Origin of the sequence: Thiothrix lacustris DSM 21227 (assembly GCF_000621325.1) — a bacterium.
Lineage (GTDB): Bacteria > Pseudomonadota > Gammaproteobacteria > Thiotrichales > Thiotrichaceae > Thiothrix > Thiothrix lacustris.
The window spans coordinates 1-20,697 of sequence record NZ_JHYQ01000001.1; the positions used below are offsets into that span (position 1 = coordinate 1).

Here is a 20,697-nt window from a genome sequence, read left to right on the forward strand (position 1 = left end):
CAACGCTTCGCCACCGTCGAACCCGTGTTTGGGAACTTGCGCGGCAACAAACGCCTGCACCGCTTCACCTTGCGCAGCAAAGCCAAAGTGGACGGGCAATGGAAACTGTTTTGCCTGATGCACAACCTCGAAAAGCTGGCACATTACGGGTATGTCGCATGAAGGGGGAAATGATGCTGCCAAACACGCAAAAATGCACCGTATTGAGCGTATCAGGTGGCATTCAGGGCGTTATGGGGAAGCAGGAAGTCGGCAACGCTGAAAAAAACGCCCGGTCGTTTGGGATGTTCAAAAAAATGACTGCCCGATCTGGATGGGATGATCAGATTCGGGTTTTTCTACACCCTCGTTAAACCGGATTTGCCCTTGATCCCACCTGCCGCTGAAATGCACCTGCGGCGAATGCTGGCAGACAGTCATTTGCACCCCCTGCTGCATGGCTGGCTGGAACGTGTCGCAGCCAAAAGTTTGCGCGTACCAACAACCTTCATTCCTGCCCTGATGGAGCAAGCCCAACAAAGCCGCGCCATTCGCCCGGCCATCAGCGCGGTGATCGGGCAACGTGGGCACTGGCTTTGCAACCAGCATCCCGACTGGCAACGCCTGCTGACACTGACGCTAGAAACTGCCGACCACGACGTCAGTATTTGGGAAGAAGGTAACCCCGCACAACGTGCCGAATACCTGCGCCAATTGCGCCCCCATCAGCCAGCGGAAGCCCGTGAGCTATTGCAAGCGGTGTGGAAACAGGAAGCTGCGCCAGTAAGGCAAGAATTGCTACAAGCACTGCAAACCAATCTCGGCATGGCAGATGAAGCATGGCTAGAAACCTGTCTCGATGACCGCAGCAAAGGCGTGCGCCAATTAGCCGCCGAATTACTGGGCGCATTACCGGATTCCGCCTTCAGCCAGCGAATGCAAACCCGGCTCGTCCATTGGCTGGCAATACAAACCAAAACCGGCTTGCTCAATAAACTGGGGGGCAAAAAAACCTTGCAGGTCAATCTGCCGGAAACATGGGACAAAAGCTGGTTACGCGACGGCATTGAAGAAAAACCACCGCAAGGCAAAGGTGCGAAGGCATGGTGGCTGGAACAGGCATTGTCTTACGTTCCGCCCGTTGCATGGACGCAACGCTGGCAACTTACCCCTCACGACCTGCTGATACTGGCACAAGGTAACGAATGGAAAGATGCATTATTGGCAGGCTGGCAGCAGGCACTGGCACGTTATCCCGATACGGCATGGGCAGAAATCTGGCTAACCCATAATGATGCAAGCGATTCATCCCTCTGGCAACGGCTGGAACCCGCGCAAGCCGAACGCATCGCACTCACCTTGTTAGCCCAACACAACACAGTAACCATGCTGAATATACTGACCTACTTGCCGCACCCGTGGGATCAGGCATTTTCGCGTCAGGTACTGGCGATACTGCCACAATACACACAGCATCATGCTTATATCATGGACAACATATTACGCCACAGTACCACCCACCTAGACCCTGCCTGTGTCGATGAATTTGTCTCTACCCTACGGGAACCCTTACAAGCCGAAGACCACCCGCTGCATCGCCTTCTGAACCAAACCCTGTTCACCCTGCGCTTTCGAGCCGACATGCTCGCCGCGCTGGAAAATGCTTAACACCAAGGATAAAAACATGAGCGACAACACCCTCAAAGCCGTTCTGCGCCAACATGCTGAAAACGAATTTGCCCATGAACTCGCCGCCCTGCGCGAAGCCGATACCCATGCCCGCCCACCCAATTGGGTGTTGTCACCGTGGGCGGTGCGTACTTATTTGCTTGGCGGCAAACTCGATGGCGGCATTGAGATCAGCCCCAAATACATCGGCAATGCCCGTTTGATGGAAATTGCGATTTCCACGTTGGCGACTGACCGGGCGCTGCTGTTGTACGGCCTGCCGGGAACCGCCAAATCGTGGGTATCGGAACACCTCGCCGCTGCCATTTCCGGGCGTTCCACCCTGATCGTGCAAGGCACGGCAGGTACGGGCGAAGAAACCATGCGTTACAACTGGAACTACGCACAACTGATCGCCAAAGGCCCCTCGCATGACGCGCTGATTGCCAGCCCCATCATGCACGCGATGCAGCACGGCCTGATTGCACGGGTGGAAGAACTGACCCGTATTCCGGCGGATGTGCAGGATACGTTGATCACCATCCTCTCGGAAAAAATGCTGCCGATCCCCGAACTCAATACCGAATGCCAAGCGCAAAAAGGCTTCAACCTGATTGCCACCGCCAACAACCGCGACAAGGGCGTGAACGAGCTATCGAGTGCGCTGAAACGCCGTTTCAATACCGTGATTTTACCGATCCCCGACACGCTGGATGAGGAAGCCGCCATCGTCGACCGCCGCGTTGCCAGCCTTGGGCGAGCGCTGGAATTGCCTGCGGAAAAACCCGCACTGGCTGAAATCCGCCGCATTGTGACCATATTCCGCGAATTGCGCAGTGGCGTAACCGCTGATGGTAAAACCAAGCTCAAAATACCCACCGGCACACTGAGTACCGCCGAAGCGATTTCTGTCGTTGGCAGCGGCATGGCGCTAGCTGCCCACTTTGGTGACGGCAGCCTGACCGCGCGGGATATAGCTTCCGGCATCATCGGCGCGGTCATCAAAGACCCGGTGCAAGACAGCGTGGTGTGGAAGGAATACCTCGAAACAGTGGTGAAAGAGCGTTCGGACTGGAAAGATTTGTACCGGGCTTGCCGCGAAGCATTGTGAGGTAAAACCCATGCCACATCACGTTTTCGGCATCCGCCACCACGGCCCCGGCTCCGCTCGCAGCCTTGTGCAGGCATTAAGCGCCTTGCAGCCGGACTGCATTCTGATCGAAGGCCCGCCCGAAGCCGACAGCATTCTGCCGCTGGCGGCGCACGAGCAAATGCAGCCGCCGGTTGCCCTGCTGCTGTACGCACCGGATGAGCCGCAACGCGCCGTGTACTACCCTTTCGCCGACTATTCCCCGGAATGGCAGGCAATCCGCTACGCATTGGCACAGCAGATTCCCGTGCGCTTTATGGATTTGCCCGTGGGGAACAGCTTCGCCCGCGACAAAGCCGCCGAGTCTGTTGAAGCCGCCGATGAGCCAAACGCTTCCGCCGTTATTCGTCGTGACCCGCTGGCCTTGCTGGCAGAGGCGGCAGGTTACGCCGACAGCGAGCGTTGGTGGGAACACATGGTCGAGGAACGCCAGGATTCCAGCCAACTGTTCCAAGCCATCCTTGAGGCAATGACTGCCCTGCGCAATGAAGTCGATACCGATTGCCCGCGTGACACTGCCGAATACGAGCGCGAACAACTGCGCGAAGCCCACATGCGTAAAACCATCCGTCAGGCCAACAAAGACGGATTCCAGACCATTGCCGTGGTGTGTGGCGCATGGCACGCCCCCGTACTGCAAACCTTACCCTCTGCCAAAGCCGATGACGCCTTGCTCAAAGGCTTACCCAAGCTCAAAACAACGGCGACTTGGGTTCCGTGGACGCACGAACGCCTCAGTTCAGCCAGCGGCTACGGTGCGGGCGTGGATGCCCCCGGTTGGTACGCACATCTCTGGAAATGCAGTGAAGCGGGCGTATGCCATTCGCCCCTACAAACCCGCTGGTTGACGCGGGTAGCGCACACTTTCCGCGCTCAAGGACTCGACATTTCTTCCGCCCACATTATTGAAACCGTGCGTTTGGCGGAAACCGTCGCCGCGATGCGCAACCGCCCGCGCCCCGGTCTGGCAGAACTGAACGAAGCGGTGCAAAGCGTCATGCTCTTCGGCGATGCTACCCCCATGCAACTGCTGCACCGCAAGTTACTGGTCGGCGAAGCCTTGGGTAGCGTACCCGATGAAACCCCGCAAACCCCGCTGCAACAGGATTTGACACAGGAACAAAAACGCCTGCGCCTCAAACCTTCTGCCAGTGACGCCGACTTGCTGCTCGACCTGCGTAAATCCACCGATCTCGAACGCAGTTACTTGCTACGTCGCCTCCAGCTTCTCGGCATCGACTGGGGTAAAGGTGGCAAGCGCGCCAACGGCAAAGGTACCTTCAAGGAAAGCTGGCGCACCTTGTGGCAACCCGAATTCGCCATCCGCCTGATCGAAGCCGGATTCTGGGGCAATACCCTTGCGGAAGCGGCCACCCACAAGCTGATCAAACAGGCACAAGACACGCATTCGCTGGAACAGCTCGCCAGCATGGCGCATGAATCCCTCTACGCCAACCTGCCCAACGCGGTGGATGTCCTGATGCAACGCCTGCAAGCCGAAGCCGCGATCAGCAGCGACATCGTACACCTGATGCAAGCCTTGCCAGAGCTGGCTCGCCTGTTACGTTACGGCGATGTACGCAAAACCTCGGTCGAACAGGTCAGCCACGTTGTCACCGGCATGGTGACGCGCATCTGCATTGGCCTGCCCAATGCGTGCAGTGCGCTCAATGAAGAAGCTGCCGAAGCCATGTTCAAACACATCCAATCAGTGCAGGAAGCGGTTAACTTGCTGGATGACGACAGCTTCAGCCAGCAATGGACACAAACCTTGCAAGCCCTACTCGACCAACACGGCTTGCACACCTTGCTGGCTGGGCGTTGTTGCCGTCTACTGCTGCAATCCGGTGCGGTGGCGGAAGATGAAAGCGCACGCCGTTTCGGGTTGGCACTGTCGACCGCCAATGACCCCGCGCAAGCCGCCGCTTGGATCGACGGCTTCCTGCGTGACAGTGGGCAATTGCTCATCTACGACGAAACCTTGTGGAACCTGATTGACCGCTGGATCAGCACGTTGGGCGATGAGACTTTCCAGCAATTGCTGCCGGTATTACGCCGCACCTTTGCCACTTTTACCGCACCGGAACGTCGGCAAATGGGCGAACGGGTCAAACAAGGGCAAGCGGCCTTGCCTGTCACAAGCGCAACCAATGACATGGATGCAAGCCGCGCCGAGGCAGCCTTGCCATTGGTCGCGATGATTCTGGGACTGGAGGTAATACATGCAAGCTGAAACCCGCCAAAAACGCTGGCGCTTAATTCTCGGTGGTGGCGAAGCCGACGGCATCGGCTGCACCCTCAGCAGCATGGAGCAAGGCATGGATCAGTGCCTCGCCGCCGTCTACGGTGATGGTGCAAACACGGGCGGACGCTGTGGCAGTTTGGGTGCTTCCGCCCCCAACGTCACCCGCTGGCTGGGCGACATCCGCCAGTATTTCCCCGCCACGGTGGTGCGCGTCATCCAGCAGGATGCCATCGAACGCCTCGGTTTGCGCCAGTTGCTGCTGGAGCCGGAAGTCTTGCAGGCGGTTGAAGCCGACATCCATCTGGTCGCCACCCTGATTTCACTCAAAAACGTGATCCCCGGCAAAACCAAGGACACCGCCCGCCAAGTCGTCGCCAAAGTGGTAGAGGAATTACTAAGCCGTCTGCAACAGCCGATGCAGCAAGCCGTCAAGGGCGCACTCAACCGCGCCGTGCGTAACCGCCGCCCACGTTTGCAGGAAATCGACTGGAACCGCACCATCCGCGCCAATATCAAAAACTACCTGCCGGAATACAACACCATCGTGCCGGACAAGCTGATCGGCTACGGGCGCAAGCGTTCAGCCCTCAAGGAAGTGGTGCTGTGTATCGACCAAAGCGGTTCGATGGCTCCGTCGGTGGTGTATTCGAGTATTTTCGCAGCGGTAATGGCATCCATGCCCGCACTGAGTACCAAAATGGTGGTATTCGATACGGCTATCGTCGATTTGACCGATGAATTGCATGATGATCCGGTGGATTTGCTGTTCGGCTTGCAACTCGGCGGCGGCACCGACATCAACCGTGCGGTGGGTTACTGTCAGGGCTTGATTTCACGCCCGGACGATACCGTATTCATCCTGATCAGCGACTTGTACGAAGGCGGGAATGCCAAGGAAATGCTCAAACGGGTGGCAACACTGGTGGCGTCTGGCGTACAGGTGATTTCCCTGCTGGCGTTGAGTGACGAAGGTGCACCGTTCTACGATCATGACATGGCGGCGAAATTTGCGGCGTTGGGGATTCCGACCTTTGCCTGCACGCCTGACCAGTTCCCGGCACTGATGGCCAATGCGCTGGGCAAGCAGGATTTAGGGGTATGGGCAGCGAAGGAAGGAATTGTGACACAACAAGGGCAACGCTAAGGTTGCCCTCTACATCTGGCTGGAACCAGCTTACGCGACGCCTGCTTTCGGCTTATTAGGGCGACGGCGACGCGGCTTGCTGGCAGCACCTTCGGCTTTTTTCACCGGCGGCAAGCCAGCCGCTTTGCGGACATCACTCTTCTGCGAGCTGCTACGGCGATTCGCAGGACGATGCTGGGCAGGGCGCGGACGATCAGCTTCCGCATCCTTGGCAATCTCGGCGGCGGTCAATTGACGGGTCGGCGCAACACTGATGGTCGGCAATGTTTCACGCGGTAATTGCTGCTTGATGAGTTTTTCGATGCCTTTCAGGAAACCGTATTCTTCCGGTTCAACCAAGGAAATCGCTTCACCCGTTGCACCTGCACGCCCGGTACGCCCAATGCGGTGTACGTAGTCTTCCGAGACATTCGGCAGCTCGAAGTTGATAACGTGCGGCAACTGTTCAATGTCCAGACCACGTGCAGCGATGTCGGTTGCCACCAATACACGGATATTGCCTTGCTTGAAATCGGCCAGTGCTTTGGTTCGCGCCCCTTGGCTTTTGTTGCCGTGGATAGCGGCGGCGGTAACACCATCACGCTCAAGCTTTTCAGCCAAACGGTTCGCGCCGTGCTTGGTACGCGAGAAGACCAGCACCTGTTCCCACTGATTCTCACGAATCAAATGACTCAATAAGGACGTTTTACGGGCTTTATCAATCAGGTAAACCGACTGTGTAACCGTCTTGGCTGCTGCATTGCGCGGGCTGACCGAGATTTGTACCGGGTTATTCAACAAGCCCTTGGTCAGTGCCACGATGTCATCGGAAAACGTGGCAGAGAACAGCAGGGTTTGACGACGCTTCGGCAGTAAAGCCAGAATCTTGCGGATGTCGCGGATGAAGCCCATGTCCAACATGCGGTCAGCTTCGTCCAGCACCAGCATTTCCACTTGGGAAAACCTCACGGCATTCTGGTCGTACAAGTCCAGCAAACGCCCCGGTGTTGCCACCAGTACATCCAGCCCACGGCGCAAGGCCATCATTTGCGGGTTGGCACTCACGCCACCAAACACCACGGTAGAGCTGATCGGCAGATGCTTGCCGTAGTCACGCACGCTTTCGCCAACCTGTGCCGCGAGTTCGCGGGTTGGGGTCAGCACGAGGGCGCGGATATGATTGGATTTAGGCTGGTTGCCGTTAGCCGAAAGCAAGTGCAGCATCGGTAAGGTGAAACCAGCAGTTTTGCCCGTACCGGTTTGGGCAGCGGCCATAATGTCGCGCCCGGAGAGCACCGCAGGGATACCTTGTGCTTGAATGGGAGTTGGGGTGTCATAACCCTGTTCGCTGATGGCACGCAACAGCGGCTCGGACAAGCCGAGTTCAGAAAATAGCATTGTTTAATTAACCTCGTTCCTCAGCCAACCATTGGCTGTAGGGATATTGGGTAAGACGGACGTTGTAATAGCGTTTCAAATGTGAAACTTCCCTACCTGCCCAAGTGGGCATGGGAATTACGTCGTCCGGCGCATCGAGTTCGACTTCCGCGACAATTAAGCCTGCGTTGTCACCGTGGAATTCATCGATTTCCCACAGTTTGCCGCCAAACTCGACGAAATGGCGGGTCTTTTCAATCAGCGGGCGGGTGCACAGCTGATCCAGTAATTCCGTCGCATCAGCCAACGGAATGTCGTATTCGTATTCAGGGCGTTGTACGCCAAGCGTCATGCCCTTGATATTGAGCGTTGCGGTGTCATCGGCAATGCGTACCCGCACTGAAGCGTGTTTGCTACTGCTCAAATAGCCTTGCCGGAAAGTCTCTGAACGGCTGATCAAAGCCCGCCATGCATCCGACACCAATAAAAATTTACGTTCGATTTCAGTTGCCATTAGAACTTCACTAAGGCAGAACCCCAAGTAAAGCCGCCGCCGAAGGCTTCCAGCAAGACGATTTCACCGCGTTTAATGCGTCCGTCACGCACGGCAGTATCCAAAGCCAGTGGCACGGAAGCAGATGAAGTATTGCCGTGTGACTCGACCGTCACTACCACGTGATCCATCGGCATATCCAGTTTTTTCGCGGTGGCTTGAATAATGCGGATATTGGCTTGATGTGGTACTAACCAGTCCACATCGGCTTTGGTCATACCGTTAGCTTCAAGGGTTTCATCCACAATGCGCCCTAAGGTATTGACGGCTACTTTAAATACTTCGTTGCCGCGCATTTGCAATTGCGGGCCATCGCGTTGCAGTACGTCTAAATCCCGCGAAATACCACCATTCACATTCAATAATTGGTCGTAAGCGCCATCGGCGTGAACGTGCGTAGACAGGATGCCCGGTTCTTCACTCGCCTCGATAACGATAGCACCTGCGCCATCGCCAAACAAAATGCATGTACCGCGATCTTCCCAGTTCATGATCTTCGACATGGCTTCTGCACCCACCACAAGAGCGCATTTGCTCGTGCCAGTGCGCACAAACTTGTCAGCAATACTCAAGGCAAAGACAAAGCCAGCACAGGCCGCATTGACATCAAACGCCGCCGCACCGTTGCGAATGCCGAGCTTGCTTTGCAGCAAACAAGCGGTACTCGGAAACACTAAGTCGGGGGTGGATGTGCCGACAATAATCAGGTCAACATCTTCAGGACGTTTACCCGCCATTTCCAAGGCACGGCGAGCGGCGTGTTCTGCTAAATCAGAGGCACTTTCCGTTTCTACAACATGACGCTCACGGATACCAGTACGCTCAAAAATCCACTCATCAGTGGTATCGACCATTTTTTCGAGGTCTTTATTGGTCAGGATTTTTTCCGGCAAGTAACTGCCAGTACCCGTAATACGCGAATACATCATGCTTTCTGCCTCTGTGCGAGCAACTGTTCTAACTGCTTGTGAATACGCTGCGGGACTTTTTCGATAACTTCGGTGCGGGCAATACCAATGGCGTTGGCAAAAGCCACACTATCAGCACCACCGTGACTCTTGACCACGATACCCTGCAATCCCAACAAACTTGCCCCATTATAACCTCTGGGATCAAATTTGCTGCGAAATGATTTGAGCACGGGCATCGAAATAAGACCCGCCAATTTGGTGAACAAGTTAGCTTTAAAACCTTGCTTGAGATGAGCAGAAATCATTTTCGCCAAACCTTCGCTGGTTTTGAGGGCAACATTACCGACAAAACCATCACACACCACCACATCGACATTGCCGTGGTAGATGTCATCCCCTTCCACATAGCCGATGTAATTCAATGGGCTACCTTGCAACAAGGCATTAGCTGCTTTGACTTGCTCGTTACCTTTGATGGCCTCTTGCCCGATATTAAGCAAGCCGACTCGGGGGTTAGGGTTGTTGTCGATGGCTTTGGTAAGTTCTGAACCCATCAAGGCAAATTGGTAGAGGTGCTCTGCTTCCGAGTCGACATTCGCCCCTAAATCCAGCATATGGGTATGACCTTTCATCGACGGCAGGATGCTGCAAATCGCCGGACGATCGATACCGGGCAAGGTTTTCAAGACAAAACGCCCCGTTGCCATGAGTGCACCAGTATTACCTGCACTGACAGCTGCATCAGCTTCACCAGCTTTTACCAAATTAATGGCGACGCGCATTGAGGAATCTTTTTTATTTTTTAGGGCAGTAGCCGGTGCTTCATCCATCTGCACCACTTGAGAAGCGTGGTGTATGGTGAGATTGTCCATCGAAATGGTATTGTGCTGACTCAACGCTGCCTTGATTTGAGTTTCATCACCCACCAAAATCAGCGCGATGTCATTGTATTGTTTCAGGGCTTCCAATGCGGCTGGAACCACCACCGATAACCCATGATCTCCGCCCATCGCATCCAGCGCGATGCGATACCGTTCAGCCATGCTATCCCCTCTCCTGAAAAAAAATCGCGGGTCAAGCCCGCGATTTTGTACGATTTCTACAACTTGCCACTTAGGCTTCGTCGTCCACTTCAACCGCTGTTTTGATGATCTGACGACCACGGTAGAAACCGTCTTTAGTCATGTGGTGACGCAGGTGAGTTTCACCAGACGTTGCATCAACTGACAAGGTAGGGTTCTTCAGTGCATCGTGTGAGCGACGCATACCGCGTTTTGAACGAGTCATTCGAGCTTGACCGACTGCCATCGTCTGTTACTCCGTTTTTTTCCAATCTTTTAAAACTGCAAAGGGATTTTTTTTGGCATTTGCCGCAACATCATCCACTTGCTCACTTTCTGTGACAGGCTCATCCGACGGCAAAGCTTCAATCAGCTTGCGTAACGGTTCACACTGCTCGTGCTTTGCCACTAAGGGCAAGGCCAGAAGAATTTCATCTTCAACGAAATCCTGTATAAACAGCCGTTCATCCTCGATCAGCCAAGCTTCTAAGCCTTCCTGTTCGGGACGTTCATCCGACTCAAACGTTGTCAGTGCTACTTGTAGGGGCGCATCAAGGGCAATGGTTACCGGCTGCATACAGCGTTGGCATTCCAACACGATATTACCACGGATATGACCCTTGATCATGGGACGTTTCCCAACACTGCGGGTAAAGTCCAATGTCACCTCGACATCTTCTGTGCCATCCAAGGCAATCTCTGCCAAACGCGGCAATTTTTGCAACGGCATAACACCGGCTAAGCATCTTTCTTGCTCAACCAGTTTAAAAGGATTAACGTCTACGGGTAGTCTATTCAACATAAGCGCGGGATTATATGAATCCAGCCTATGATGTGTAAAGAAATTTCTGTTTTTTTATTGGGATACTCTTCAACGATGACGATAACGCGAACCTTAGTCCTTGGCTCCACTTCCCCTTACCGGCGCGAATTAATGCAGCGCCTGCATACCCCCTTCGAGACCGCCGCCCCGGATATTGATGAAACCCGGCTGCCAGACGAAAGCGCCCGTAACATGGTATTGCGCCTTTCCTTGCAAAAAGCCCAAGCGGTAGCCGCGCAACACCCTGATGCCCTGATCATTGGCTCTGACCAATGCGCGGTCTTGCACGAGCAAATCATCGGCAAGCCCGGCAGCCATGAAAATGCCGTCAAACAATTACAGAATGCTTCGGGGGAAACCGTCGCATTCCTCACCGGCTTGTGCCTGTATGACAGCCGTGATGGCAGTTACCAACTGGATGTCGTGCCGTTTTCAGTGGATTTTCGCGAATTGACGGGTGCTGAAATTGACGCTTACTTACGCAAAGATCAGCCGTATAACTGTGCAGGCAGTTTCCGCTCGGAAAGTTTGGGGATTACCTTATTCAAGCGCATGTACGGCGACGACCCCAGCGCATTGATGGGGCTGCCGCTGATTCGTCTGAGCGAAATGCTCAAACAGGCAGGTATCAACTTATTGGCGGCTTAACTCTTCCCGCAGTTGCGCCAAGACCGGGGCGGTTGACGGGCGAACACCACGCCAGATAAAAAATGCTTCGGCGGCTTGTTCCACCAGCATCCCCAAACCATCCAGCGATTGGGCAGCGCCTTGCGCCCTGCCCCATGCCACGAATGCGGTGGGTTTCGCGCTGTACATCATGTCGTAAGTACACCCATCCGCAGCCAAACAGCCAGCAGGCAGTGGCGGCAACTCACCCTGCAAGCTGGCGGCCGTGCCATTAATAATCAGGTCAAACTGACCGTCAATATCCGCAAAACCACCACCGGACACCTTGCCGAACTCAGCGAAATCCTGTGCCAGTTCCAGCGCTTTGCTGGCAGTGCGGTTGGCGATGAACAGGCTGGCAGGCTGTGCTTCCAACAAAGGCTGCAAAACACCACGCACCGCGCCACCTGCGCCCAACAGCAGGATACGTTTGCCTTGCAGGGCAATACCGTGGTTCTGCTGAAGGTCACGCACAATCCCGATGCCATCCGTGTTATAGCCAACCATCGTACCATCTTCACTAAATGCCAGCGTGTTGACGGCTTTGGCGCGGGCTGCGTAGTCGGAAAGCTCATCCGCCAGTTCCCACGCTTCCTGCTTATAGGGCACGGTGACGTTGCAGCCTTTGCCCCCTGCCACGAGGAACATCATCACATCCTGCGCGAATTCTTCCGGCTCGGAACAGATCGCGCCGTATTCAACCGCACCGCCGGTTTGCTCACCAAACAGGGTGTGGATACGTGGGGATTTGCTGTGGGCAATGGGGTTGCCGAAGACCGCGTAGTTATCAACCATGTTTCAACCACTCAGCAACCTGCTTAGCGTAATACGTCAAAATACCATCCGCCCCCGCCCGCTTCATGCCCAACAAGGCTTCCAGCACACAAGCCTTTTCGTTGATCCAGCCATTCATGCCTGCCGCTTTCAGCATCGCGTATTCGCCGCTGACGTGGTAGACGTAAGTCGGGGCTTTGAACTCTTCTTTAATGCGGCGCACGATGTCGAGATACGGCATTCCCGGCTTGATCATCACCATATCCGCGCCTTCCTGCAAGTCGAGGGCGACTTCCCACAAGGCTTCGTCGGAATTGGCAGGATCCATCTGGTAGCTGTATTTATTGCCACCCTTCAAGTTGGCCGCCGAACCCACCGCATCGCGAAATGGCCCATAAAAACTGGAGGCATACTTCGCGGAATAAGCCAGAATGCGCGTATTCAAATGCCCGTGCTGTTCCAGCACATCGCGGATTTCACCGATACGCCCGTCCATCATGTCGGAAGGTGCGACCACATCCGCGCCCGCTTCTGCGTGAGACAGCGCTTGCTTGGTCAACGCCGACACGGTTTCATCGTTGAGGATATAGCCGTTCTCATCCATCAAACCATCTTGCCCGTGGGAGGTGAACGGGTCGAGCGCCACATCCGTAATCACGCCCAGTGCTGGCACGGCGGCCTTGACCGCCCTTACCGCACGTTGCGCCAACCCATCCGGGTTCCACGCTTCCTCGGCTTTATCGGTTTTGGCTTCCTGCGGCGTGACCGGGAAAATCGCTATCGCCGGAATACCCAGATCAAAAGCTTCCCGCGCTTCTTTTACCAACAGATCAATACTGATGCGCTCCACACCCGGCATCGAGGCAATCGCTTCACGCTGATTCTCGCCTTCCATCACAAAGACCGGCCAAATCAGATCATTCGCGGTCAGTACATTTTCGCGCATCAAACGGCGGGAAAAATCATCACGGCGCATCCTGCGCATACGGGTATAAGGGAACATTCCGGGGTAAATTGCCATTACAAGCCCTGTAGGTGGGTGAAAGATCGCTTATTTTGCCCGTTTGTCGGGGGAATGCCAACTATTCGGCATGATCACCACTGGGTGCTTCCGCTATACTTGGCCTGTATTCCCGAAAGGTACGGCAAAAATGAAAAAACTCCCCATTGGCATCAGCACCCTCAGCAGCATCCTCAACGATGATTGCGTCTACGTGGACAAAACCGCGCTGATTCACCAACTGGTCAACAGCGGCACGTATTACTTTCTCTCCCGCCCGCGCCGCTTCGGTAAATCCTTGCTGGTCGACACCCTCAAAGAACTGTTCGAGGGCAATGAACCACTGTTTCAAGGATTAGCGATTCACCCGTTATGGGACTGGACGAAAAAACACCCCGTCATCCACATCACCTTCAACGACGGCGTACATACCGACCGGGCGCAACTGGACACATTCATAGTAGGGCAACTCAAAAAGAATGCCGAACGGCTAGGGATCAAACTACCAGAAGGACTGATTTCACAACAATTTGTGCAGTTGATTGAAGACAGTGTACAAGCCTACTCACAGCCCGCCGTGGTACTGATCGACGAATACGACAAGCCCATCCTCGACCAAATCAATAACCCTGCCCGTGCCGCCGAACTGCGGGATAGCTTGAAAAACCTCTATTCGGTGCTGAAAGGGCGCGACAAGCTACTGAACTTCGTGCTGCTAACGGGCGTGTCCAAATTCTCCCAAGTCTCTCTCTTCAGCGGACTAAACAACCTCAACGATATTACGCTGGATGCCCGTTACAGCGCCCTGTGCGGCTACACCCAACGCGAACTGGAACATAACTTCCGTGAACACCTAGCCGGGGCAGATATGCCGCGAGTACGTGAGTGGTATAACGGTTACAACTGGTTAGGTGAATCGGTCTACAACCCGTTCGACATCCTGCTATTCATTGACAAAGGCCAGCAATTCCGCAGTTATTGGTTTGAAACAGCCACGCCCAGTTTCCTGCTGAAACTGTTAAAAAGCGGACGCTATTACCTGCCAGAACTGGAACGTTTCAAGGTACATGAAACCCAACTAGGCAGTTTTGACGTGGATAAGATGACAGCCGAGGTATTGCTGTTTCAAACAGGCTACTTAACCATCCACAAAACGCTTCAGATGGGCAACCAACTTGGCTTTGAATTGGGCTATCCTAACATTGAAGTAAAGCTCAGCCTCAACACGCATTTACTGAGCGAACTCACTCCTACATCCAGTCATGCCGCCCAAGTAGGCTTCAAAATCTACCAAGCCTTAGCAGATGGCGAACTGGAAGCCTTACACCACATTTTGAACGCCTTTTTCGCCAGCATTCCTTATCAGTGGTATACCAATAATGCGCTTGACCAATACGAAGGCTATTACGCCAGCGTGTTCTACAGTCACATGGTCGCGTGCGGAGCACAAACCATCGCCGAAGACAGCACGCATTTCGGGCGCATCGACCTAACCGTAATAGTGGAAAACAAAGTATTTATTTTCGAGTTCAAAGTGCTGAATAGCGAACAGAGCGACGGAAGTGCAATGGCACAAATCAAAGCCAAACACTACGCCGACAAATACCGTGACGGGCGCGAGTTATACTTGGTAGGCATCGAATTCAGCAAACAAACCCGCAATATCGTCGGGTTTGAATGGGAGAAAATCTAACTCACACCGACGATTCACCGTATGCCGCTGCATCCACCAGCACACAAGCATCGGCACGTACCGCCACCGCAATCGGCAAGTGCTCACCGTTACGCCATTGCGCCATTGCCTCAGCCTTGCCCTGCCCCGTTACCAGCACCAATTGCTGCCGACAGTTTTGCAAAGCCTCCACCGTCAAACTTACCCGATCAGGCGGCGGCTTCGGCGCATTGTGTACCGCAGTCGTTAAGCCAGCAGCAACCGCGAACCCCGGAAACAAACTCGCGGTATGCCCGTCTTCACCCATGCCCAACATCACCATATCAAACGGCAACTTGTCGTGGATGGTCTGCGCATAAGCCGCCGCCGCTGCTTCCGCCCCCAATTCTGCTGGAATCGGGAAACGGTGCGGGGTAGGCAAGCTCATCTGCGAATTGCGTTCCAGATGATCAACCGGCAAGCAACGCTCATCGCCCCAGAAAATTTCCCACTTATCCCAATCCTGCGCGGTTGCCGCCAGCAAAGTATACGCCCGCTGCGGCGTGCCGCCCCCCGCCATCACCAACCGGAACACACCACGCTCGTGAATCGCCGCCTGCGCCGCTGCTGCAATTTCAGCACACGCTTGTTGTGCCACTGCTTCCGCATCCACCAATACTTGAGTATCCACCGATAACATTATTTGCTTCCTTTACCATTGCACGACAGCGACTGCCGCCATGCTCTATCCGAATCACCAAAAATCTTTTCTGCCGCTTTGGGCCCCCAGCCACCTGCCGGGTATTGTAGCGGCAGTTGCTCGTCTTCCGCCCAACGTTGCATCACCGGGTCAACCACTGTCCACGCCGCCTTTACTTCATCGTAGCGCAGGAATAGCGAACGGTCGCCCTTGATCACATCCAGCAACAATTCCTCGTAGGCTTCCGCCTTGCGCTCACCCGGCGTACTGACCGAGGCATCCATCACGATCTGGCGGGTATGCATTTCCAGCCCCGGCACTTTCGCGGAAATTTCCATGCGCACCGCGTCTTCCGGCTGGATACCAATCAGCAACCAATTGGGATGCGGCTGATAAATGCCGCTGCCCTGAAACAGTTGCATCGGCGGCTGCTTGAAACGCACCGCCACCATGGAACGGCGTTCCTGCAAACGCTTGCCGGTACGCAGGTAAAACGGCACATCCTTCCAGCGCCAGTTGTCGATGTAGAGCTTCATGGCCGCGTAGGATTCGGTATGACTCCCCGCCGCGACGCCCTCTTCCTGCAAATAACCGGGAACAGCGACACCTTTAACCTCACCTGCCGCGTATTGCCCGCGTATCGCATGAGTCGCAAGTTGCTCCAAATTCACCGGGCGGATGGATTGCAGCACCTTAACCTTTTCATTGCGCAAGGCTTCAGCCTCCATCGACACCGGCGGTTCCATTGCCAGCAAGGCCATGACTTGCAGCAAATGGCTCTGGATCATGTCGCGTACCGCGCCACCGCTATTGTCGTAATAGCTGGCACGCCCATCCACCCCCACCGTTTCGGCATGGGTAATCTGGATGTGGTCGATGTGGTAACGGTTCCACAAGGGTTCGAGGATCAGGTTGGCGAAACGCAGCACCAGCAAGTTTTGCACGGCCTCTTTGCCGACGTAATGGTCGATACGGTAAATCTGCTCTTCCTTGAGCTGGTCGCTGAGGCTGTGCTGCAATTCGCGGGCGGATTCCAAATCGTGACCGAAAGGCTTTTCGATCACCATGCGTCGCCAGCCGTGGGATTCTTCCAGCAATTGCGCTGCTGCCAAGCCTTCCGTGACCGTCACGTACAACTCCGGGCTGACTGACAAATAGAAAATCACGTTATTGGCACATTCGCCGTCGTTGCCGATCCATTCACCCAGCGACTGATAGAACGCCGCTTCTTTCAAGCTACCCGACAAATAATCCAGACGCTGAATGAAGCTGTCGAGTGAGGCATCTTCCGCGATGCCACTCTCAACAAACTGCTTGCGCACCTCTATCTGCCAGGTTTCCTGCGTAAACGGGGTGCGCCCACAGCCGAGGATTTCCACATCCTCCGCCATGTGCCCCATGCAATGCAGTTGGTACAGCGCTGGCAACAGCTTGTTTGCCGCCAGATTGCCGGTTGCGCCGAAAATGACGTAGGCGTGGGAAATACCACCACAACTCATGACATTTGCTCCTCGGAACCATCGCCGTTCCAATGTGTATGGAAAGCCAGCGCCGGGTCACGGTCAGTACGCTGATAGGTATGCGCCCCGAAATAGTCGCGTTGCGCCTGCAAAATATTGGCGGAACCCGCTGCACAGCGATAACCGTCATAGAAAGATAATGCAGCAGACAATGCCGGAGCAGGCACACCCTGCATCACCGCCAGCGCCACGGTTTTACGCCAACCCGCTTCCGCGCGTTTCAGCTCTCCGACAAAAAATGGGTCTTGCAGCAAGCTTTGCGGCACAGGCTCACGCGCAAAACTGGCCTTGATGTCACCCAGGAAACGGCTGCGGATAATGCACCCGGCACGCCACAACAAAGCAATATCACCGTAGGCCAGATTCCAGCCGTATTCTTGCGCGGCAGTTTGCATCAGCATGAAACCTTGTGCGTAAGACACCAGCTTGGCAGCGTAAAGCGCATCGTGGATAGCCTCCAGATACGCCTGATGCTGCTCGGCGGGAACAGGTTCCGCCAAGCCACCCAGTAATTTAGCGGCGACGACGCGCTCATCCTTACGCGCAGAGAGCATCCGCGCATGGACAGCTTCCGTCACCAAAGTAAGCGGAACGGCATGTTCCAGCGCATCTTGTGCCGTCCACAGACCCGTGCCTTTTTGCCCGGCGCGGTCGAGGATTTTGGTCACCAACGCACTACCGTCAACATCTTTGTGGCGCAAAATTTCGCTGGTAATTTCGATCAGGTAGGATTCGAGCTTGCCCTTGTTCCATGCCGCGAACGTGTCCGCCATTGCGTCGAAATCCATCCCCAGTGCGTGTTGCATCAGGTGGCAGGCTTCCGCGATCAGTTGCATATCGCCGTATTCGATGCCGTTGTGCACCATCTTGACGTAGTGACCGGAACCACCTTCGCCCAGCCATTGGCAGCAGGCTTCGCCATCCACTTGCGCGGCGGCTTTCTGGAAAATGTTGCGAATCTCAGGCCAAGCCTCAACAGCACCGCCGGGCATCATCGAAGGGCCGTGACGTGCACCCTCTTCTCCGCCAGAAATGCCCATACCAACGAAAAGGATGCCTTCTTTTTCAGTGAGTTCTTTCCAGCGGCGGTTCGTGTCTTTGTAGTTGGAATTGCCGCCGTCGATAATGATGTCATTGGGGTTAAGCAGCGGCAGCAGTTGCTCGATCACTGCATCCACCCCGTGGCCTGCGGTAATCATCAGCAGTACAATACGCGGGCTATCGAGCTGGTTGACGAATTCGGACAGCGTTTCAGCGGAACGAATGGTGCGACCTTGCGCATGTTCCTGCATGAATTGTTCGGTGAGGGAATAGGTGCGATTGTAAACGCTCAGGGAATAGCCTTTGTCGTTCAGGTTCAGCGCCAGGTTGGAACCCATGACGCCAAGGCCAATCAAGCCGAGATTGCTAGTGGTGGTGTCCATATTTACCTCTTTTTTAATGTATTGTGATGTATTGAATCATCCTTAATGGCGCGACTTCAGCGCCAAACTCAGCAATTTCGCAGTAATATCGACCACGGGAATAACCCGTTCATACGGCATCCGCTTCGGGCCAATCACGCCGAGCACGCCTAACTGTTCGCCATCCACCTCATAGGGTGCAGTCACGAGGCTGCATTCGTCAAATACCGCCTGCCCGGATTCGCGCCCGATGAAGATTTTAACCCCATCGGCCTGCAAACACTTGTCCAGCAAACCCAGAATATCGCGCTTGCGGGTAAAAGCAGCAAACAACTCGCGCAGCTTGGTAATATCCGACAGGTCGTCGTAGCCCATCAAGTTGGTTTCGCCCGCAATCACGCAATCTTCATCCTGCTTATCCTCGCCCAGATCAGCGACGGTTTTTTCACCCAAGGCAATCGCGGAAAGCATCATCAGGTTCATGTCTTCGCGGTGCTGACGCATTTCTTCCAATAAGGCTGCACGGGCTTGCTGCAAATCCTTGCCGATCAGACGTTCGTTGAGGAAATTGGCGGCTTGCTGCAACTCTGAGGAGCTGACATCGGTATCGAGTTGGATAATGCGGTTTTGCACTTCATTGCGGTTCATCACCAGAATCGCCAGCACCTGACGACTGGACAGGCTCAGGAACTCAATCTGGCGGATGGAGGAAGGGTTGCGCCGGGGCAAACTCACCACCCCCGTCAACTGGGTAATACCCGATAACAGGCTGGATGCGGACTGGATCAAGGCTGCCGGGTCACGCTCGGCTTTCAACTGGCCTTGCAGAATATGGAAAGCTTGCTCTTCCAGCGGCCGGATATTGACCAGCGCATCCACAAACAGGCGATACCCCTGCGAGGTGGGAATCCGCCCTGCTGACGTATGCGGGGCGCGGATATAGCCCATCTCTTCGAGATCAGCCATGACATTGCGGATGGTGGCAGCGCTCAAATCCAACCCACTGCTACGGGCAAGGTTGCGGGAACCGACGGGCTGCCCGTCTTGGATATAGCTTTCCACCAACACTTTGAGGATGTGGCGGGCGCGTTCGTTCAATTCTGGATGCGGTGTCGTTATCATGACTACAGTTATAGGGGCAAAGTGGGGCAGATACAAGCCTGTTTAACTTGCAATTTATGCGCAGCTTTGCCAGCCTTGCAGCTTTAATCAGACAAGCAATGGTTATGACCCCCTTTTCCCACATCGGCCTGTTTACCAAACCCAACGATACTCGCGTCGATAAAACGCTGCATCAGTTGCACGAATTCCTGATCCAGCGCGGCTTGCACGTACATTGTGACCGCAACGCTGGTATTATTCTGGGCTTACCGACCATGCCTACTGACGTGCTGGCGCAGCACATTGACCTTGCCATCGTGGTCGGCGGTGATGGTACATTGTTAGGTGCCGGACGCTTACTCGCGGATCATGAAGTGCCCATTATCGGCATCAACTTGGGGCGTTTGGGCTTTTTGGTGGATATTTCCCCCGATGAAGCACTCACGCAACTGGAGGAAATCCTCAACGGGCAGTACAAGGAAGAACCCCGTTTTGTACTTCACGCCGATGTCATTCGCGAAGATGCCATCATTGGCAGCGGCGACGCACTCAATGATGTGGTTCTGCATGTGCGCAATGAAGTCCGCATGATCGAATTCACCACACGGGTAGATGGGCATTTCGTCAACACCCAGAGAGCCGATGGTTTGGTCATTACCACACCGACAGGCTCGACCGCTTACGCACTGTCCAGCGGTGGGCCGATCATGCACCCCTCCCTGCAAGCCATTGCACTCGTGCCTATTTGCCCGCACACGCTCAGTGATCGCCCCTTGGTGATCAACAACCAAAGTCTAATCGAAGTTCATCTGTGTGAAGACCGTGATATTCCCGCTCGCTTATCCTTTGATGGGCAGAACAATATCGAGCTGGAATCGGGCGACTTGTTACGCATCCATACCCGCCCGGAAAAAGTGCGTTTGTTGCACCCACAAAGCTACGATTACTTCCATATTCTGCGTGAAAAACTGCACTGGGGAGTACAGCTATAA

The 20,697-nt window shown here is 54.8% G+C and carries 21 protein-coding genes; 9 read left to right on the forward strand and 12 right to left on the reverse strand.

The genetic code is table 11. The features are described from left to right. The 6 genes from Q394_RS23030 to Q394_RS0100025 form a co-directional block, all read left to right on the forward strand. A partial coding sequence (locus Q394_RS23030; RefSeq protein ID WP_038139966.1) for a transposase occupies nt 1–162 on the forward strand: 162 nt, incomplete at its 5' end. Between the two features lie 8 nt (nt 163–170). Beyond that, the gene (locus tag Q394_RS18495; protein WP_156946700.1) at nt 171–353 is read left to right on the forward strand and encodes a hypothetical protein; all 183 of its coding nucleotides are present in this window, start codon (nt 171–173) and stop codon (nt 351–353) included. Between the two features lie 13 nt (nt 354–366). Then, nucleotides 367–1,647 carry a DUF5691 domain-containing protein gene (locus Q394_RS18500; protein ID WP_051542534.1) on the forward strand — a complete coding sequence of 427 codons (1,281 nt, stop codon included), beginning with the start codon at nt 367–369 and terminating at the stop codon, nt 1,645–1,647. A gap of 16 nt (nt 1,648–1,663) precedes the next feature. Continuing rightward, nucleotides 1,664–2,758: an ATP-binding protein gene (locus Q394_RS0100015; RefSeq protein ID WP_028487467.1), complete on the forward strand. Its 1,095-nt coding sequence runs from the start codon at nt 1,664–1,666 to the stop codon at nt 2,756–2,758. Between the two features lie 10 nt (nt 2,759–2,768). Beyond that, a complete protein-coding gene (locus tag Q394_RS0100020; protein ID WP_028487468.1) occupies nt 2,769–5,030 on the forward strand; it encodes a DUF5682 family protein in 2,262 nt (753 codons plus the stop codon). Further along, the gene (locus Q394_RS0100025; protein WP_028487469.1) at nt 5,020–6,186 is read left to right on the forward strand and encodes a VWA domain-containing protein; all 1,167 of its coding nucleotides are present in this window, start codon (nt 5,020–5,022) and stop codon (nt 6,184–6,186) included. The genes Q394_RS0100020 and Q394_RS0100025 overlap by 11 nt, the downstream gene beginning before the upstream one ends. A gap of 30 nt (nt 6,187–6,216) precedes the next feature. On the opposite strand, the gene Q394_RS0100030 is transcribed toward Q394_RS0100025, so the two are convergent. From Q394_RS0100030 to Q394_RS0100055, 6 genes are all read right to left on the reverse strand, one after another. Continuing rightward, a complete protein-coding gene (locus tag Q394_RS0100030; RefSeq protein WP_028487470.1) occupies nt 6,217–7,563 on the reverse strand; it encodes a DEAD/DEAH box helicase in 1,347 nt (448 codons plus the stop codon). A gap of 7 nt (nt 7,564–7,570) precedes the next feature. Continuing rightward, a complete protein-coding gene (locus Q394_RS0100035) occupies nt 7,571–8,056 on the reverse strand; it encodes a CYTH domain-containing protein (RefSeq protein ID WP_028487471.1) in 486 nt (161 codons plus the stop codon). Further along, a complete protein-coding gene (locus Q394_RS0100040) occupies nt 8,056–9,024 on the reverse strand; it encodes a beta-ketoacyl-ACP synthase III (RefSeq protein WP_028487472.1) in 969 nt (322 codons plus the stop codon). Before Q394_RS0100040 ends, Q394_RS0100035 begins: the two co-directional genes overlap by 1 nt. Continuing rightward, the gene (gene plsX, locus Q394_RS0100045; RefSeq protein ID WP_028487473.1) at nt 9,021–10,049 is read right to left on the reverse strand and encodes a phosphate acyltransferase PlsX; all 1,029 of its coding nucleotides are present in this window, start codon (nt 10,047–10,049) and stop codon (nt 9,021–9,023) included. Before plsX ends, Q394_RS0100040 begins: the two co-directional genes overlap by 4 nt. Nucleotides 10,050–10,119: 70 nt before the next feature. Next, nucleotides 10,120–10,314: a 50S ribosomal protein L32 gene (gene rpmF / locus Q394_RS0100050; protein ID WP_028487474.1), complete on the reverse strand. Its 195-nt coding sequence runs from the start codon at nt 10,312–10,314 to the stop codon at nt 10,120–10,122. A gap of 6 nt (nt 10,315–10,320) precedes the next feature. After that, nucleotides 10,321–10,797 carry a YceD family protein gene (locus Q394_RS0100055; protein WP_245606706.1) on the reverse strand — a complete coding sequence of 159 codons (477 nt, stop codon included), beginning with the start codon at nt 10,795–10,797 and terminating at the stop codon, nt 10,321–10,323. 147 nt (nt 10,798–10,944) lie between these two features. Between Q394_RS0100055 and Q394_RS0100060 the strand changes: the two genes are divergently transcribed. Next, on the forward strand, nt 10,945–11,538 hold the full coding sequence (locus tag Q394_RS0100060) for a Maf family protein (RefSeq protein WP_028487476.1): 594 nt from the start codon (nt 10,945–10,947) through the stop codon (nt 11,536–11,538). Here the strand turns inward: Q394_RS0100060 and aroE are convergent. Together aroE and hemB are read right to left on the reverse strand one after the other, a co-directional pair. After that, nucleotides 11,524–12,351 carry a shikimate dehydrogenase gene (gene aroE / locus Q394_RS0100065; protein WP_028487477.1) on the reverse strand — a complete coding sequence of 276 codons (828 nt, stop codon included), beginning with the start codon at nt 12,349–12,351 and terminating at the stop codon, nt 11,524–11,526. The genes Q394_RS0100060 and aroE overlap by 15 nt on opposite strands. Then, nucleotides 12,344–13,351, reverse strand: coding sequence for a porphobilinogen synthase (gene hemB, locus Q394_RS0100070; protein WP_028487478.1), 1,008 nt, complete (start codon nt 13,349–13,351; stop codon nt 12,344–12,346). Before hemB ends, aroE begins: the two co-directional genes overlap by 8 nt. A gap of 130 nt (nt 13,352–13,481) precedes the next feature. On the opposite strand from hemB, the gene Q394_RS0100075 reads away from it, so the two are divergent. After that, nucleotides 13,482–15,023 carry an ATP-binding protein gene (locus Q394_RS0100075; RefSeq protein WP_028487479.1) on the forward strand — a complete coding sequence of 514 codons (1,542 nt, stop codon included), beginning with the start codon at nt 13,482–13,484 and terminating at the stop codon, nt 15,021–15,023. A 1-nt stretch (nt 15,024) separates the two neighbouring features. Here Q394_RS0100075 and pgl read toward each other — a convergent pair whose 3' ends face one another. From pgl to hrcA, 4 genes are read right to left on the reverse strand one after another with little or no spacing between them, the layout of a single operon-like run. Next, nucleotides 15,025–15,681, reverse strand: a complete 657-nt coding sequence (gene pgl, locus Q394_RS0100080) for a 6-phosphogluconolactonase (RefSeq protein ID WP_028487480.1) — start codon at nt 15,679–15,681, stop codon at nt 15,025–15,027. Next, nucleotides 15,681–17,180: a glucose-6-phosphate dehydrogenase gene (zwf, locus tag Q394_RS0100085; RefSeq protein WP_028487481.1), complete on the reverse strand. Its 1,500-nt coding sequence runs from the start codon at nt 17,178–17,180 to the stop codon at nt 15,681–15,683. Before zwf ends, pgl begins: the two co-directional genes overlap by 1 nt. Beyond that, complete coding sequence (gene gnd / locus Q394_RS0100090) at nt 17,177–18,625, reverse strand: decarboxylating NADP(+)-dependent phosphogluconate dehydrogenase (RefSeq protein WP_028487482.1); 1,449 nt, start codon at nt 18,623–18,625, stop codon at nt 17,177–17,179. Before gnd ends, zwf begins: the two co-directional genes overlap by 4 nt. A gap of 42 nt (nt 18,626–18,667) precedes the next feature. Then, nucleotides 18,668–19,726: a heat-inducible transcriptional repressor HrcA gene (hrcA, locus tag Q394_RS0100095; RefSeq protein ID WP_028487483.1), complete on the reverse strand. Its 1,059-nt coding sequence runs from the start codon at nt 19,724–19,726 to the stop codon at nt 18,668–18,670. 104 nt (nt 19,727–19,830) lie between these two features. On the opposite strand from hrcA, the gene Q394_RS0100100 reads away from it, so the two are divergent. Beyond that, nucleotides 19,831–20,697, forward strand: coding sequence for an NAD(+) kinase (locus Q394_RS0100100; protein WP_028487484.1), 867 nt, complete (start codon nt 19,831–19,833; stop codon nt 20,695–20,697).